The 16,021-nt window shown below is 64.9% G+C and carries 12 protein-coding genes; all 12 read left to right on the forward strand.

Features of this window, described 5'->3' with window-relative positions:
• The first annotated feature begins 48 nt into the window (after positions 1-48).
• Positions 49-1,278, forward strand: a complete 1,230-nt coding sequence (gene glf, locus CH249_RS06725; protein ID WP_179273157.1) for a UDP-galactopyranose mutase — start codon at positions 49-51, stop codon at positions 1,276-1,278.
• The gene (locus tag CH249_RS06730; RefSeq protein ID WP_094659102.1) at positions 1,275-3,182 is read left to right on the forward strand and encodes a glycosyltransferase; all 1,908 of its coding nucleotides are present in this window, start codon (positions 1,275-1,277) and stop codon (positions 3,180-3,182) included. The genes glf and CH249_RS06730 overlap by 4 nt, the downstream gene beginning before the upstream one ends.
• Positions 3,160-3,696 carry a phosphatase PAP2 family protein gene (locus tag CH249_RS06735; RefSeq protein ID WP_052049813.1) on the forward strand — a complete coding sequence of 179 codons (537 nt, stop codon included), beginning with the start codon at positions 3,160-3,162 and terminating at the stop codon, positions 3,694-3,696. The genes CH249_RS06730 and CH249_RS06735 overlap by 23 nt, the downstream gene beginning before the upstream one ends.
• Positions 3,693-4,598, forward strand: a complete 906-nt coding sequence (locus CH249_RS06740; protein WP_045197991.1) for a decaprenyl-phosphate phosphoribosyltransferase — start codon at positions 3,693-3,695, stop codon at positions 4,596-4,598. Before CH249_RS06735 ends, CH249_RS06740 begins: the two co-directional genes overlap by 4 nt.
• Positions 4,576-6,441, forward strand: coding sequence for a flagellar motor control protein ZomB (zomB, locus tag CH249_RS06745; RefSeq protein WP_094681599.1), 1,866 nt, complete (start codon positions 4,576-4,578; stop codon positions 6,439-6,441). Before CH249_RS06740 ends, zomB begins: the two co-directional genes overlap by 23 nt.
• A 218-nt stretch (positions 6,442-6,659) precedes the next feature.
• A complete protein-coding gene (locus tag CH249_RS06750) occupies positions 6,660-7,670 on the forward strand; it encodes an alpha/beta hydrolase family protein (protein WP_176459410.1) in 1,011 nt (336 codons plus the stop codon).
• A gap of 329 nt (positions 7,671-7,999) precedes the next feature.
• The gene (locus CH249_RS06755; protein ID WP_045197995.1) at positions 8,000-9,013 is read left to right on the forward strand and encodes an alpha/beta hydrolase family protein; all 1,014 of its coding nucleotides are present in this window, start codon (positions 8,000-8,002) and stop codon (positions 9,011-9,013) included.
• Between the two features lie 221 nt (positions 9,014-9,234).
• Complete coding sequence (locus tag CH249_RS06760; RefSeq protein ID WP_082073872.1) at positions 9,235-11,136, forward strand: alpha/beta hydrolase-fold protein; 1,902 nt, start codon at positions 9,235-9,237, stop codon at positions 11,134-11,136.
• An 87-nt stretch (positions 11,137-11,223) separates the two neighbouring features.
• On the forward strand, positions 11,224-11,769 hold the full coding sequence (locus CH249_RS06765) for a DUF732 domain-containing protein (protein ID WP_032396436.1): 546 nt from the start codon (positions 11,224-11,226) through the stop codon (positions 11,767-11,769).
• A gap of 12 nt (positions 11,770-11,781) precedes the next feature.
• Entirely contained in the window at positions 11,782-12,735 is a 954-nt protein-coding gene (locus CH249_RS06770; RefSeq protein WP_045197997.1) for a cutinase family protein, read from the forward strand.
• Positions 12,736-12,941: 206 nt separating this feature from the next.
• Positions 12,942-13,940 carry an LLM class F420-dependent oxidoreductase gene (locus tag CH249_RS06775; protein WP_032396434.1) on the forward strand — a complete coding sequence of 333 codons (999 nt, stop codon included), beginning with the start codon at positions 12,942-12,944 and terminating at the stop codon, positions 13,938-13,940.
• Positions 13,941-14,121: 181 nt separating this feature from the next.
• Positions 14,122-16,020 carry a long-chain-fatty-acid--AMP ligase FadD32 gene (fadD32, locus tag CH249_RS06780; protein WP_032396433.1) on the forward strand — a complete coding sequence of 633 codons (1,899 nt, stop codon included), beginning with the start codon at positions 14,122-14,124 and terminating at the stop codon, positions 16,018-16,020.
• Position 16,021: the final 1 nt, after the last annotated feature.

Genomic DNA, 16,021 nt, shown 5'->3' on the forward strand with positions numbered 1-16,021 from the left:
CACCTGGCGGGGCAGAGCGGTCACGATCGTCGGATACCCTGGTTGCCCGTGACTGCTGTAAGCCCCGAGACCACCTCTTCCGACGCCTCCGTGACCGGCCGATACGACCTCATCGTCGTCGGATCCGGGTTCTTCGGACTGACCGTGGCGGAGCGGGCGGCATCCCAGTTGGGTAAGCGTGTCCTCGTGCTGGATCGGCGGCATCACCTGGGCGGCAACGCGTACTCCGAGGCCGAGCCCGAGACGGGCATCGAGATTCACAAGTACGGTGCCCATCTGTTCCACACTTCGAACAAGCGGGTCTGGGAGTACGTCAACAAGTTCACCGACTTCACCGGCTACCAGCACCGTGTCTTCGCTCTGCACAAGGGCCAGTCGTATCAGTTCCCGATGGGCCTCGGCCTGATCTCGCAGTTCTTCGGCAAGTACTTCTCGCCCGCCGAGGCGCGCGCCCTCATCGAAGAGCAGTCCAGCGAGTTCGACTCCAAGGACGCGCAGAACTTCGAGGAGAAGGCGATCTCGCTGATCGGACGCCCGCTCTACGAGGCTTTCATCAAGGACTACACCGCCAAGCAGTGGCAGACCGATCCGAAGAATCTTCCCGCGGGCAACATCACCCGATTGCCGGTGCGGTACACGTTCGACAATCGCTACTTCAACGACACCTACGAGGGCCTGCCGGTCGACGGCTACACAGCGTGGCTCGAGAAGATGGCCGCCGACGAGAAGATCGAGGTCCGGTTGAACACGGACTGGTTCGACGTCAAAGCCGAGCTCGTGGCCGAGAGCCCCGACGCTCCCATCGTCTACACCGGCCCACTGGACCGCTACTTCGACTACGCCGAGGGCGAACTCGGCTGGCGCACAATCGATTTCGAGACCGAAGTACTCCCGACGGGTGACTTCCAGGGCACCCCGGTGATGAACTACAACGACGGCGACGTGCCGTTCATTCGGATCCACGAGTTCCGGCACTTCCACCCCGAGCGCCAGTACCCGACCGACAAGACGGTCATCATGCGTGAGTTCTCCCGCTTCGCCAAGAGCGGCGACGAGCCGTACTACCCGATCAACACCCCCGACGACCGGCAGAAGCTCGAGGCCTACCGCGATCGCGCCAAGGCCGAAGCAGCGTCCAGCAAAGTGCTGTTCGGTGGACGCCTCGGCACGTACCAGTACCTGGACATGCACATGGCCATCGCGAGCGCACTGAACATGTACGAGAACACCCTGGTTCCGTACTTCGAGACCGGTGCTCCTCTGGCAGGCGACAAGTGACCGCCAAGCACCTGCTCGAGGACGGCATCACCGACGCCGCGCCGGTTCTGGGTAAGTCGTTGTTGCAGCGCGTACTGCTGCCGCGTTCCGGTGAACCGCTCGACGTGCGCACGCTGTACCTCGAAGAAGCGCTCACCAATGCCAAACGGGCACACTCGCTCTCGCGAACCTCGGTCACCATCGGTTCCGAGTCCGAGGTGTCGTTCTGCACCTACTTCAACGCATTCCCGGCGAGCTACTGGCGGCGCTACAGCGTCCTGAAGTCGGTGGTGCTCCGCGTCGAGGTCTCCGGCCACTGCCGAATCGACGTCTACCGGTCCAAGGCCGACGCGTCGCGCATCCACGTCGAGGGCCGCGAGGCGGTCGACGGAGATGCGGCGCAGGAATTTCTGATCGATCTCGGTCCGTTCGAGGACGGCGGTTGGATCTGGTTCGACATCACCTCCGACTCCGAGGTGGTGCTCGAGAGTGCGGGCTGGTACGCCCCGATCGAGGCTCCGGGGGAAGCGACCGTCGCCGTCGGCATCCCCACCTTCAATCGCCCGACCGACGCCGTCAAAGCCCTTGTCGCACTTGGGTCGGACCCCCTGGTGCTGGACGTGATCCAGGCCGTGATCATGCCCGATCAGGGCACCCGCAAGGCGAAGGACGAGCCCGGATTCGACGAGGCCGCCGCGGCCCTGGGCGGCAGGCTCGCCATCCACGATCAGGCCAACCTCGGCGGGTCCGGCGGATACAGCCGCATCATGTACGAGGCGCTGAACAACACTGCCTGCCAACACATCCTGTTCATGGACGACGACATCGAGATCGAGCCCGACTCGATTCTGCGGGCGCTGGCCATGTCTCGGTTCGCCAAGGTCCCCACACTCGTCGGCGGCCAGATGCTCAACCTGCAGGCGCGCAGTCACCTGCACGTCATGGGCGAAGTGATCGATCGCAGCAACTTCATGTGGACCGGCGCACAGAACGTGGAGTACGACCACGACTTCTCCGAGGATCCACTGCGCACCAGCAAACTGCTGCACCGCCGCATCGACGTCGACTACAACGGCTGGTGGATGTGCATGATTCCGCGGGTCGTCGCCGAGGAACTCGGGCAGCCGCTCCCGCTGTTCATCAAGTGGGACGACGCCGAATACGGCTTGCGCGCACGCGAAGCCGGCTATCCGACGGTGACGCTGCCGGGCGCGGCGATCTGGCACATGGCGTGGAGCGACAAGGACGACGCCATCGACTGGCAGGCGTACTTCCATCTGCGCAACCGCCTGGTGGTCGCATCGCTGCACATGCCGGGCGACGGCAAGGGGCTGGTGCTCGACACGATCAAGGCCACGGTCAAGCATCTGCTGTGCCTCGAGTACTCGACCGTCGCGATTCAGAACCTGGCGATCCGCGACTTCCTCGCCGGCCCCGAGCACATCCTCGAGATCCTGCCCACCGCGCTGCCGACCGTGCACGCACTGCGCAAGGAGTTCCCCGACGCGGTCGTCGTCGGCAGCTCCACCGAACTGCCGCTCGCGTCCGGTGAGGAGGTGGGAGCCGTCGGGCTGCCGACCAACCCACTGGCCAAGATCGGCCGATTGGCAAAAGGGCTGCTGCACAACGCAAAGCCTGCGCACACCCAGCATCACGACCGCCCGCAGCTCAACGTCCCGACTCTCGACGCGCGCTGGTTCCTGCTGTCCCAGGTCGACGGCGTCACCGTCACCACCGCCGACGGCCGTGGCGTCGTGTACCGCAAGCGGGATCGTCAGCAGGCTGCGGCGCTGCTCAAGGAAGCCCTGTCGCTACGCAAGCAGTTGGCAGCCGAATTCCCCGCCCTCAAGGCCCGGTACCGCGATGCCGTGCCGCACCTGACCAGTAAGGAAACGTGGGAACGTGTCTTTCGTTACCAGGCGTAAGGGACAGACCGAGGCTCCGACGGAAGTCAGGATCCTCGAGAAGGTGCAAAGCACCGTCGGCAGTGCCCCCGGCGCGATCACCGTCGCCCGCGGCATGTCGCACTTCGGCGAACACGCACTCGGCTGGGTCGCGATCGCCGGTATCGGAGCTGCACTGGACCGGCCGCGTCGGCGTCAGTGGGCCTCGGTGGCGGTAGGGGCAGTGGGTTCCCACGCCGCGTCGATCGTCATCAAACGCATCGTGCGCCGGCCACGTCCACACGACCCGGCCGTCCGCATCAACGTCTCGACCCCCAGCAAGCTGAGCTTTCCGTCCTCGCATGCGACATCGACCACAGCCGCCGCGGTTCTCCTCGGCCGGGTGACCGGGCTACCGTTACCGGCGGTCCTCGTCCCACCCATGCTGCTCTCGCGCTTGGTGCTCGGAGTCCATTACCCCACCGACGTGCTGGCAGGATCGGCACTCGGCGCGTTGACGGCTGCGGCCGTCGTGAAGTTCGAAGGAGACAAATGAGCGAGGATGCCGCACCCGTAGGCGCACCGCCGAAGAACCTGGCGGACGGCATCGTCAAGGCGCTTCGTCCGCGTCAGTGGGTCAAGAACGTACTGGTGCTGGCCGCACCGCTGGCGGCGGGCTCGGTCACCGACCCCGACGTTCTGCTGTCCGTCGCGCTCGCGTTCGTCGTGTTCTGCTTCGCCGCGTCCGGGGTCTACCTGGTCAACGACGCCATGGACGTCGAAGCCGACCGCGCCCACCCCACCAAGCGATTCCGGCCGATCGCCGCGGGCGTACTGCCGGTCAACATCGCCTACGCGATGGCCGTTGTCTCGCTCGGTCTCGCCATCGGCCTCTCGTTCATCGCGAACTGGAAACTGGCGCTGGTCATCGGCGTCTACATCGCGATTCAGCTCGCGTACTGCTTCGGTCTCAAGCACCAGGCCGTGCTCGACATCTGCATCGTCTCCTCGGGCTTCCTGCTCCGTGCGATCGCCGGTGGCGTCGCCGCCTCGATCCCGCTGTCGCAGTGGTTCCTGCTGATCATGGCGTTCGGCTCGCTGTTCATGGCGGCAGGCAAGCGCTACGCGGAGCTGCAGTTGGCCGAACGCACCGGCGCGAAGATCCGCAAATCGCTCGAGAACTACACCACCACGTACCTGCGATTCGTCTGGACACTGTCCGCGACCGCCGTCGTCATCTGTTACGGCCTGTGGGCGTTCCAGGAAGACGCGGGCACGGGTGCCAACTGGTTCGCCATCTCGATGATTCCGTTTACTATCGCAATCCTGCGATACGCAGTGGATGTCGATGGCGGCGAGGCAGGCGAACCCGAAGAGATCGCGTTGGGAGACAGGGTTCTGCAGCTACTCGCCATAGCGTGGATCGGAGTGGTTGGTGTCGCTGTCTACCTCGCCTGACCAGCGAGACGCGCGAGAAGAGAACTCCGCTCGGGCATCGATCACCAGGCCGGTCTTCTGGATCGGGACCGTGGTCACCGGGGCGTTGTTCCTCTGGGGTGCGTGGGAGCGCCGCTGGATCGCCGACGACGGCCTGATCGTTCTGCGTACCGTCCGCAACCTGCTGGCAGGCAACGGACCGGTGTTCAACGCGGGCGAGCGCGTGGAAACCAACACCAGCACCATCTGGACCTACCTCGTGTACGCGGGCAGTTGGCTCAGCGAGGGTCGACTCGAGTACGTCGTCCTGACGATCGCACTGATCCTGTCCACGGCGGCCGTCGTTCTGGCGATGATGGGCACGTTCGCGTTGCGTGGTCGCACCGCGTCGCAGACTCTGTTCCTGCCTGCCGGAGTCCTGGTCTACATCGCGGTTCCGCCCGCCCGCGACTTCGCGACGTCCGGCCTCGAGACCTGCCTGGTCATCTTCTGGTTGGCGATGCTGTGGCTGCTGATGGTCCGGTGGGGTCAACGACGGTCGGGTGGCGTCGAGCTGCTGCTGCTGGCCTTCTTCGCCGGGCTCGGCCCGCTGGTGCGTCCGGAACTGTCCATCGTCGCGGTGCTGGCGTTGGCGATGATCTTCCTGGCTCCGCAGAGTTGGTTGTCCAGGCTGCGAGTGTTCGCTTTCGCCGGTGCGGTGCCGGTGCTCTATCAGATCTGGCGCATGGGCTACTACGGCCTGCCGTACCCCAACACCGCGGTGTCGAAGGATGCAGGCGGAGCCAAGTGGTCGCAGGGGTTCGAGTACCTGTCCAACCTCGTCGGCCCGTATCTGCTGTGGTTGCCACTGATACTGCTCGTCGTCGGTGCCGTGCTGTCGGCCTCGCGAGTGCGGTTGTCCCTGCCCCGTACCGTCGGCGGCTGGCTCGCCGCGCTGCGGACGCCGACCGCCGTGGTCGTCTTCGTGTTGATCAGTGGCCTTCTGTTGGCTTTGTATTCGATTCGCGTCGGCGGCGATTTCATGCACGGTCGGACATTGTTGCCGGCATTGTTCACGCTTTTGATGCCGATTTCCGTGCTGCCGGTCGCTCTCCCGAAACGCTGGGCTGCAGACCGCGCCACAGCGGTTTTCGTCGCCGATCTGTTCGTCTGGGCCGGCATCGTGATCTGGGCCGTCGTGGCGGCCAACACGACTGGAATGCCGCAGGGCTCGATCGTCGGCCGCAGTGGCATCGTCGACGAGCGGGCGTTCTACTCGCTCAACACCGGGCACGCTCATCCGATTCTGGCCTCGGACTACCTCGACTACCCGCGGATGCGAGGAATGGTCGAGGCGATCGAGGACACTCCCGACGGCGGATTGCTGTTGCCCTCGGCCCAGTTCACGTACTGGGATGTCGTTCCACCGCCGCTGCCGATCCCCGAGGGTGGATTCGGTCACACCGTCTTCTTCCTCAACCTCGGAATGACCAGCATGAACGTCGGCCTCGACGTGCGGGTCATCGACCAGATGGGGCTGGCATACCCGTTGGCGTCGCACACCGAGCGGCTCGAGAACGGCCGGATCGGGCACGACAAGAACCTGTATCCGGACTGGGTGGTGGCCGATCTCGGACTCGTCGCCGTCCATCCGTACCTGCCCTGGTACATGGACGAGGACTGGGTCACCGAGGCTCAGGTGGCGTTGACCTGCCCCGACACCCAGGAGCTGCTCACCTCGTATCGGGCCCCGCTGACGAAGGATCTGTTCGTTCGCAATTTCAAGCGTTCGCTCTTCTATGCCGGATATCGCTTCGATCGGGTGCCGAAATACGAAATACAACGATGTGATCTTCCGGCCCCGATATTGAAGGCGGACAATTAGTTGTCCGAACACGAAAAGGTCACCGGGTTGCGCCGAAGTGGTCTCGACGCCAAGATGAGCTATCTCGATCCTGTAACGGTGGCCGCCCTTGGTGCGATAAGCGCTGAGGATGTGTGTGCGACCGACCCGAGGGTCGGACGGCAGACATGGTGAACTTGCGAGATCAAGCGTTGATTGCGTAACCGATGTGACGATGAAGCAGCTGAGAGGTCGAGTGCATGCTGGGTAGAAGGAAGAGCCGGTCCGAGGACAAGCGGGGTGGGTCCTGGGGCCGCCGCGCCGCCACGTCCATGCTGATGGCGGTGGTCCTCCCACTGGGATTGGCTGTAGCCGGCGGTGGCGCAACTGCCAACGCAGCCTTCGACGGCAATGCCATCGACGTCTGGACGGACTCGAGCATGGGTCCGATCAAGAGCCGCGTCTGGCGCGCCGCGGACGGCAACACCAATCGCGTCGTCTACCTCCTCGACGGTCTTCGGGCCACCAACGACATCTCCGGTTGGGAGCACGAGACGGACGCCGGTGCCGTGTTGGCCTCCTGGAACATCAACGTCGTCGAGCCGGTGGGTGGACAGTCGAGCTTCTACTCCGACTGGTACGCACCGTCGAACTTCAACGGCCAGCAGACCACGTACAAGTGGGAGACCTTCCTGACGCAGAACCTGCGTGAGAACCTGCGCGCGAACTGGGGCTTCAACCCCAACCGCAACGGCGTCATCGGTATCTCGATGGGTGGCTCGGCTGCTCTGACTCTCGCGGCCTACCACCCGGACCAGTTCAGCTACGCGGGCTCGCTGTCCGGCTACCTGAACATCTCCGCTCCCGGCATGCGCGAAGCCATGCGTCTGGCATTGCTCGACTCCGGTCGCTACAACATCGACGCGATGTGGGGACCGCCGTGGGATCCGGCGTGGCTGCGCAACGACCCGTTCGTCTTCGCCCCTCGTCTGCGCGACAACGGAACCCGCGTGTGGGTGTTCGCAGGTAGCGGCCTGCCCGGCGGACTCGATCGCCCGCGGAGCTTCATCGACTACTACAACACCGCCAACGGCATGGGCCTCGAGGCCATCGCACTGGCGAACAGTCGGGCGTTCCAGATCCGGATGGCCAGCATCGGTGCCAACAACGTCACCTACGCGTTCCCGGCCGTCGGTACCCACCAGTGGGGTTACTGGGGCGAGCAGATCCGCATCATGGCACCGGACCTGAGCGCCAACATCGGTAACTGAGCCGCTCACGGATCATTTCGGTCGTTTCGCCCGCTTCTCGGCCCTTCGTGAAACTTCACGACTTTTCAGGGCTGTTCAGCGGGGACCGAGCAGGATAGTCTCCTGTTTCGGGGAAACGTCGAGGTGAAACTGGGACGCTGATCACAGTTTTGCCTTGGAACCGCTCGATGGAATAACCTCCATCGAGCGGTTCGCCTGTTTCACAGCAGAACCTCCGATTTTTCAGGACCACGTCGTCCTTCGGCCCGGAGGGGCCACCAGGAAAGCCCTGTTCGATTGCCGGGGGCCGCACGTCGCGGAGACCGCGTAGATGAGAGAGAGCACGATTCATGCGATTTGCCGGCCTCAGCAGAACACCGAAGGCGTCTTCACGCTGGCGTCAGCGCCTGCTCGGCGTCGGTGCTGCAGCGCTCGTCCTTCCCCTCGCAGCCGGTGTCGTCGGTGGAGCGGTCGCTGTCGCAGCACCCGCTCCCGTCGCGCATCAGACCCCTGCCGGTGGCCGTGAAGACCTGATCGTCCCGTCCGAGATGGGCCCCATCAAGGTTCAGGTCCAGTGGGCGGCCCGTGGCGGCAACGCCGCTCTCTACCTGCTCGACGGGCTGCGTGCCCGCGACGACCGCAACGCCTGGACGTTCGAGACCAACGCGCAGGATCAGTTCGCCAACGACGACGTGACCCTGGTCATGCCCGTCGGCGGTCAGTCGAGCTTCTACAGCGACTGGTACACCTCGTCGAACTTCAACGGCCAGGAAGTCACCTACAAGTGGGAGACGTTCCTGACCCAGGAGCTGCCCGCGTTCCTCGAGAACTACGGTGTCTCGCGCAGCAACAACGGTGTGCTCGGACTGTCGATGGGTGGTTCGGCAGCACTGACGCTCGCCGCGTACCACCGCGATCAGTTCAAGTTCGCCGGTTCGCTCTCGGGCTACCTCAACATCTCCGCGCCCGGCATGCGCGAGGCCATCCGCGTCGCCATGCTGGACGCCGGTCGCTTCAACGTCGACTCCATGTGGGGACCGCCCTGGAACCCGGCGTGGCTGCGCAACGACCCGTTCGTCTTCGCGCCGCGACTCGAGGGCCTGTCCCTCTACATCTCGGCAGCCAGCGGGCTGCCCGGCGAGTTCGATCGCCCGGCCGCGCCGATCGACTTCTACAACACCGCCAACGGAATGGCGCTCGAGGCACTCTCGCTCGCCAACACCCGTGCATTCCAGATCCGCATGAACACTCTCGGCATCCCGGCCACGTACAGCTTCCCGGCCAACGGCATTCACGCATGGCCGTACTGGGGAGCCGAGCTGTGGAAGGCTCGCGGCCAGATCCTGGACGCGCTCAACGCCTGACACCGATCGAGTAGTCGTTCTTCGAGAAATGCCGCCCCGCGTCTGTGCGCCGGGCGGCATTTTTCGGTCCCGGCCGCGGTCGCGATGCCGACTCAGTTCACAATTGCACCACCAGTCACAGCGCGTCTGCTGCTCGTCGGCATCGGGCACGTGTAGAAAGACATACGAAGCATGTCTCGATAGGAGACCTTCGAAAGTCACGTCGAAAGAGAGTCACCATCATGCGCACTGAGCTTGTTCGGTTCGGTCGGACTACATCGGCCGGTACACGGGCTCGGCGAGCGGCAGCAGCACTGACCGTCGCTTCCGCGCTGATGATCCCCTTCGCGACGACGACCGTTGCCTCCGCTGCCCCCATCGCGCGGACGGCCCCTGTCGCGCTGGCCGGCCCCGCCTACACGCAGACGTCCGGTGCCACCGTCACGTCGGTGGACTGGCTCTCCGATCGTCGCGTCGCGCTGTGGATCCAGTCGCCCTCGATGGGAACGCCCATCCAGGTTCAGCTGTTGCTCGCGCGTGACTGGAACATCAACCCGCAGGCCACGTTCCCGCAGGTGTACATGCTCGACGGTCTGCGCGCGACCGACCAGGAGAACGGCTGGACGGCCGAGACCGACGCCGAGTCGTACTTCGCCGACAAGAACGTCAACGTGGTCCTCCCCATCGGCGGCCAGTCCAGCTTCTACTCCGACTGGCTCGATCAGGACAACGGCAAGAACTACCAGTGGGAGACGTTCCTGACCCAGGAGCTCCCACCCATTCTCGAGCGGGACTGGCGCAGCACCGACACCCGTGGAGTCGTCGGATTGTCCATGGGCGGTACGTCCGCGATGTTCCTCGCCGCGCGCAACCCCGGCTTCTTCAAGTTCGCGGGTTCGCTCTCGGGCATCCTGACCACCACCTCGCTCGGCATGCCGCAGGCAATCCAGTACGCGATGACCGACGCGGGCGGCTACAGCTCGAGCGCCATGTGGGGCTCGCCGTCCAACTCCCTGTGGGCGCAGCACGATCCGTACCTGCTGGCCGACAAGTTGAAGGGCGTCAGCCTCTACATCTCCAGCGGCAACGGCTCGACCGGACCGTACGACCAGCCGTCGGGCATTCCGGGCGTGAGCACCAACTACGCCGGCATGGGGCTCGAGATCCTCTCGCGCCTGACCTCGCAGTCCTTCGCCACCAAGCTCAACCAGCTCGGCATCCCCGCTCAGGTCAACTACCGGCCGTCGGGCACGCACTCGTGGCCGTACTGGCAGTTCGAGCTGCATCAGCTCTGGCCGCAGCTCGCCACCGCACTCGGAGTCGAGGTCGACAAGCCCGCGTGCAGCGTCGCCGGCATGATCGGCAACGCGAGCGGTGCCAACTCGTGGCTCGGACCGTGCTTGACTGCCGAGTACAACGTGGCCGGAGGTCGCGCGCAGGACTTCACCTTCGGCCGGGTCTTCTTCACCCCCGATACCGGTGCGCAGGTCGTCGCCGGAGCCATCGGTGGCATCTACCAGGGCAACAGGGGCCCCGAGGGTGCACTCGGATTCCCGACGACCGGTGAGATCGGAACTCCGGACGGTCGCGGACGATTCAACGCCTTCCAGAACGGAATGGTCTACTTCACGCCGCAGACCGGCGCACACGTGGTCAAGGGTGCTGTGCTCGACGAGTGGGCTGCCCAGGGTTACGAGGGCGGGCCGCTGGGCTACCCGGTGCTCGACGAGGTTCAGACGCCGACCAAGCCCGGATCGGTACAGGGCTTCGAGATCGGTGCCATCTACACCTCGCCCGATGCCGGTGTGCACTCGGTGCAGGGCATGATTCTGGGCAAGTACGGTGAATTGGGCTGGGAGGGTGGAGCTCTCGGGTTCCCCAAGTCCAACGAGCTCGGCCCGATCAGGGACGGCGGACGCTTCAACCAGTTCGAGACGGGCAACATCTACTGGAGCCCGCTGAGCGGAGCCTGGTCCACCCCGTACGGTCCGATCTTCGACGCATGGGGATCGGTCGGCTACGAGGGCGGCCGGTTGGGCTACCCCACCAGCGATCAGTTCGACATCGACGGTGGCGGCAAGCAGCAGAACTTCCAGTTCGGCATCATCACCGTCAAGGACGGCGTTGCCACGATCGCGCCGTAGTTGCTTGCGAAACGACATCAGCTCAGAGTCTTCTCAGAGCGTGGCGGTACTCTCGCCTGCGACCCGACGACCGAAGGATTTCGATCGATGACGCGTAATTCCCTCACCAGGACTCTGTCGCTCGGTGTGTTCGCCCTTGCGGCGAGTTCGATGCTGGTGGCCTGCGGGAGTGACGACTCGACGGCTACCGGAGCGCCGACGACCACCACCTCGGCTGCCGAGACGACGACCGAGGCCGAGTCGACGACGTCGGCCGCAGAGACCACCACTGCTGCGCCGACCACGAGTCCGGGTGAGGCGGCCACCGCGCCGCCCGAGCAGCCGCAGCCCGTCCCGGACGATTTCCCCGGGCCGACGGAAAGCCAGATCGACGACCGCGGCGCGAGCTTCCTGGAGGAGCTGAAGAAGCAGGGGATCACCCCGGCGGGCAACGGCGACATCGCGGTGTCGACGGCCAATTACATCTGTGCCGCGCAGGCGCAGGGCGTCACGGCGGAGGAGATCTCGACCTTCGTCACCGCGAACGTCGGCGTCGAGGCAAGCGCCTCCGGAACGCAGATGAGCGAGACGCAGGCTCAGCAGGCAGCCCAGACCTACATCGCCGCCGCGCAGGCGACGTACTGCAGGCCGTAGAGATCAACGGTGATGGCCAAGCGTAAGCGCAGAATCCTTCCGGTGATCGCCGTAGCGGCGATCATCGGTCTGATCATCGTCGCCCTGTGGTACCTGCTGGCCGGACGGCTGCCGAAGGAACCGGGCATCCCGGTGCCACCGGGACCGGAGGAGCCGACGTCGCAGCCGGCCGACTGCCCCGACGTCCAGGTCATCGCCATCCCCGGAACCTGGGAATCGTCGGCCACCGACGATCCGTACAACCCGACGGCCAATCCGGCGTCGTTGATGCTCAACGTCACCCGCCCGTTGCAGGAGCAGTTCCCCGGTTCGCGAGCCGACGTCTACACCGTGCCGTACGTGGCTCAGTTCTCCAATCCCATCGCGCTGCCGCCGGACGGTCAGCAGTCGTACAACAACAGTCGTACCGAGGGCAAAGCCGTCGCCGTGCAGAAGATGACCGATGTCAGTGCGCGTTGCCCGCTGACCAACTTCGTCCTCACCGGCTTCTCGCAGGGCGCGGTCATCTCCGGCGACATCGCGGCCGACATCGGAGCGGGCAACGGTCCCATCTCCGCAGATCGTGTTCTGGGCGTCACCCTCATCGCCGACGGTCGACGCGACGGCGTCTCCGGTACGGATGTTCCGGCTCCGCTCGACGGCGTCGGTGCAGAGGTCGCTCTCGGCGGACTCGACCTGCCCGGCATCACGATGACGGGGCGTCGAGAAGGAGGCTTCGGTGCCCTCGACGACCGGACCAACCAGATCTGTGCACCAGGAGACTTGATCTGCTCGTCGCCGTCGGATGGATTGTCGCTCCGCAACATTCCGCAGAGCATCCAGATTCTGATCGGGGCTGCAGGCAACCCGGTTCATGCGTCGTACAACAGTTTCGTCGTCGACGGATCCGGTACGACGGCCACTCAGTGGACCGCTGGGTGGGCCGCCGGACTGATCGAGAATGCCCCGACGCCCGCGCATTCGTGAGTGTCGACGCTTTATAACGGAAACGTCACAACGCGACGTGCAGTGGTCTGGTGCCGCGCACAAACCTTGGCCGCGAAGCCCCCAGCCGGTGTGATCGACTCGGGTCAGCGGCTAGAGTGGCGCCTTGGACCTGCGCAGATCGGCCTCGGCCGGGCTGCTCTCGCCATCAGAAACAAGACCGCTGCACACTCCGAGGAGAGCAATAGATGAGTTCCGCCGAGGCCGCGACCGCAGGGCCGCGCAAATTCCGATTCGCTGCAGGCGGAGAGGGAAACGCCGAGGAGGGCGGGGCTCGGAAGTTCATCAAGCTGGCGCAACAGGCCGAGGAACTGGGTTACGACAGCTTCATGATTCCCGACCACCTGGGCAACCAGGTCGGTCCGATCGCAGCGCTCGGCGCGCTCGCCGTGGCCACCGACAAGATTCGGCTCGGCACTGCTGTGTTGGCGAACGGCTTCCGGCATCCCGCGGTGCTGGCCAAGGATGCGGCCACCATCGATGTGCTCTCGGGTGGGCGGCTCGAGCTCGGTCTGGGTGCGGGTTGGATGCGTGAGGAATACGACAAGGCGGGGATCACGTACGACCGCCCTGGCGTGCGGATCGAGAAGTTGGAGGAGACCCTCGAAATTCTCGACGTCCTGTTGCGCGGTCAGGAATGCAACTTCGAGGGCAAGCACTACACGATCGCAGGACTCAAGGGCAGTCCTCGGCCCCGCCAGGGACCGCGTCCTCCCATTTGTATCGGCGGTGGCGGTCCGAGGATGCTCGCCCTGGCGGCCAAGCACGCCGACATCATCTCCGTGGTGCCGAGCACCTCGAAGGAGGGCAAGCTGTTGCTCTCGGGCATGACCATCGAGAAGACCCTCGAGCGTGTCGAGCTCATTCGTGCAGCAGCAGGCGATCGGTTCGACGACATCGAACTGAACTGGGCCATCACCACGATCGTCGTCACCGACGACCGTGAGCAGATGGCCGAGATGGCGCTCGCGGCACTCGACAACGGCTACCCGCCGAACGTGGACGTCGATGTCAAGCTCACCGTCGAGGACATCCTGTCGTCTCCGTACCTCGCATTCGGGACATACGAGGAAATTGCCGATCAGATCCGTAACGTTCGCGCGCGGACGACGATGTCCTATGTCGGGGTTTTCCCTACTCAAATGGAAGCATTCGCGCCGGTTGTCGACTTGCTGAAAGGCGAGTGACGTAGGCGCGTGTCGGTACCATGTAGCTGGCCTTTCAAACCAGGTGCCAAACCGACACCATAAGAGCTACTAGTCAGTAACATAAAACGCTGTTCGGTGTCCGCATGCACGTAGCCGGTCGTGCGGGCCCAGGTCACGCAGGCTGTGTGGCAGCGGATTCGTGTCGGAGGAGATTGAAGTAATGAGCCACACGTTCGACGATTTCATCGATGAGAACGGCCATATCACCATCGGCGAGGGGCAGACGCTCGTCCGCCACGTCGAGGTGAACGTGAAGGAGAATTCCGACACGCTCGCGTACCGGTTCGTCGATTACTCCCGGGAACGTGACGGCGAAGCTCATGAGCTGACCTGGGCCGAGTTCGGTACTCGCCTCAAAGCTGTCGCTGCTCGCCTGCAGCAGGTCACCCAGCCCGGTGATCGAGTGGCCATCCTGGCACCGCAGGGCCTCGAGTACGTCATCGCCTTCTTCGGAGCGATCTACGCGGGCACCATCGCGGTACCGCTGTTCGATCCCGACGAGCCAGGGCACACCGATCGCCTGCATGCCGTCCTCGGTGACTGCAAGCCGAGCGCCATCCTCACCGCGAGCAACTCGGCAGCAGGCGTACGCGCCTTCTTCCGCGCGCTCCCCGCCGCGGAGCGCCCCCGGATCATCGCCGTCGACGCGGTCCCGGACAGCGTCGGCGAGACGTGGGTCGAGCCGACTGCCGGGCTCGACGACATCGCTTACCTGCAGTACACGTCCGGTTCGACGCGGACCCCGGCCGGCGTCGAGATCACGCACCGCGCGGTCGGTGTCAACGCGCTGCAGATGGTCGACAGCATGGAGATCAACCACGACTCCCGCGGCGTCACCTGGCTGCCGATGTTCCACGACATGGGTCTGCTCACCGTCATTCTCCCGGCGCTCGGCGGTAAGTACATCACCATCATGAGCCCGCGTGCGTTCGTGCAGCGGCCCTGGCGCTGGATCAAGGAACTCGCCGCGGTGTCCGACGGCGCGGGTACCTTCGCAGCAGCGCCGAACTTCGCGTTCGAGCACGCGGCCCAGCGTGGTCTGCCGAAGAACGGCGAGAGCCTCGACTTGTCCAATGTCATCGGTCTGATCAACGGCAGCGAGCCCGTCACCACGTCGTCGATGAAGAAGTTCAACGAGGCGTTCGGTCCCTACGGTCTGCCGAAGTCCGCGATCAAGCCGTCGTACGGCATGGCGGAGGCGACCCTGTTCGTCTCGACCAGCAAGCACGCCGACGAGGCCAAGGTTGTCTACGTGGACCGCGTCGAGCTCAATGCGGGCAACTTCGTCGTCGTCGCCCCCGACGCCCCCGGTGCCATCCCGCAGGTGTCCACCGGAACCGTCGCTCGCAGCCAGTGGGCTGCCATCGTCGATTCCGAGACCGGCACCGAGGTTGCCGACGAGCACGTCGGCGAGATCTGGTTGCACGGCGAGAACATCGGCAAGGGCTACTGGGGCCGCGAAACCGAGACCTCCGAGACCTTCCACAACAAGCTCGTCCACCGCAACCCCGAAGGCTCGCACGCAGACGGCGCTCCCGAGGGTGGCAACTGGATGCGTACCGGCGACTTCGGCGTCTACCACGACGGCGAGCTCTACATCACCGGCCGCGTCAAGGACCTCGTCATCGTCGACGGACGCAATCACTACCCGCAGGACCTCGAGTTCTCGGCCCAGGAAGCCAGCAAGGCATTGCGTCCCGGCTTCGTCGCAGCCTTCGCCGTCCCGCTCAACCAGCTCCCGGACATCGTGTTCGAGTTCAGTGGCGCAGCCCTGACCAAGGACCCCGACGACAGCTCCGAGCAGCTCGTCATCGTCGCCGAGCGCGCACCCGGCTCCGGCAAGGCAGATCCGGCTCCGATCGCCGACGAGGTGCGTACCGCGGTCTCCGCACGGCACGGCGTCACCGTTCGCGACGTCCTCCTCGTCCCGGCCGGTTCCATCCCGCGCACCTCGAGCGGCAAGATCGCTCGACGCGCATGCAAGGCCGCGTACATCGAGGGCACGCTGCGTGGCGGCTACCAGCAGACGGCCTTCCCGGACGCAGAACTGCCCGACTGAC

Origin of the sequence: Rhodococcus sp. 05-2255-3B1 (assembly GCF_002258545.1) — a bacterium.
GTDB lineage: Bacteria > Actinomycetota > Actinomycetes > Mycobacteriales > Mycobacteriaceae > Rhodococcoides.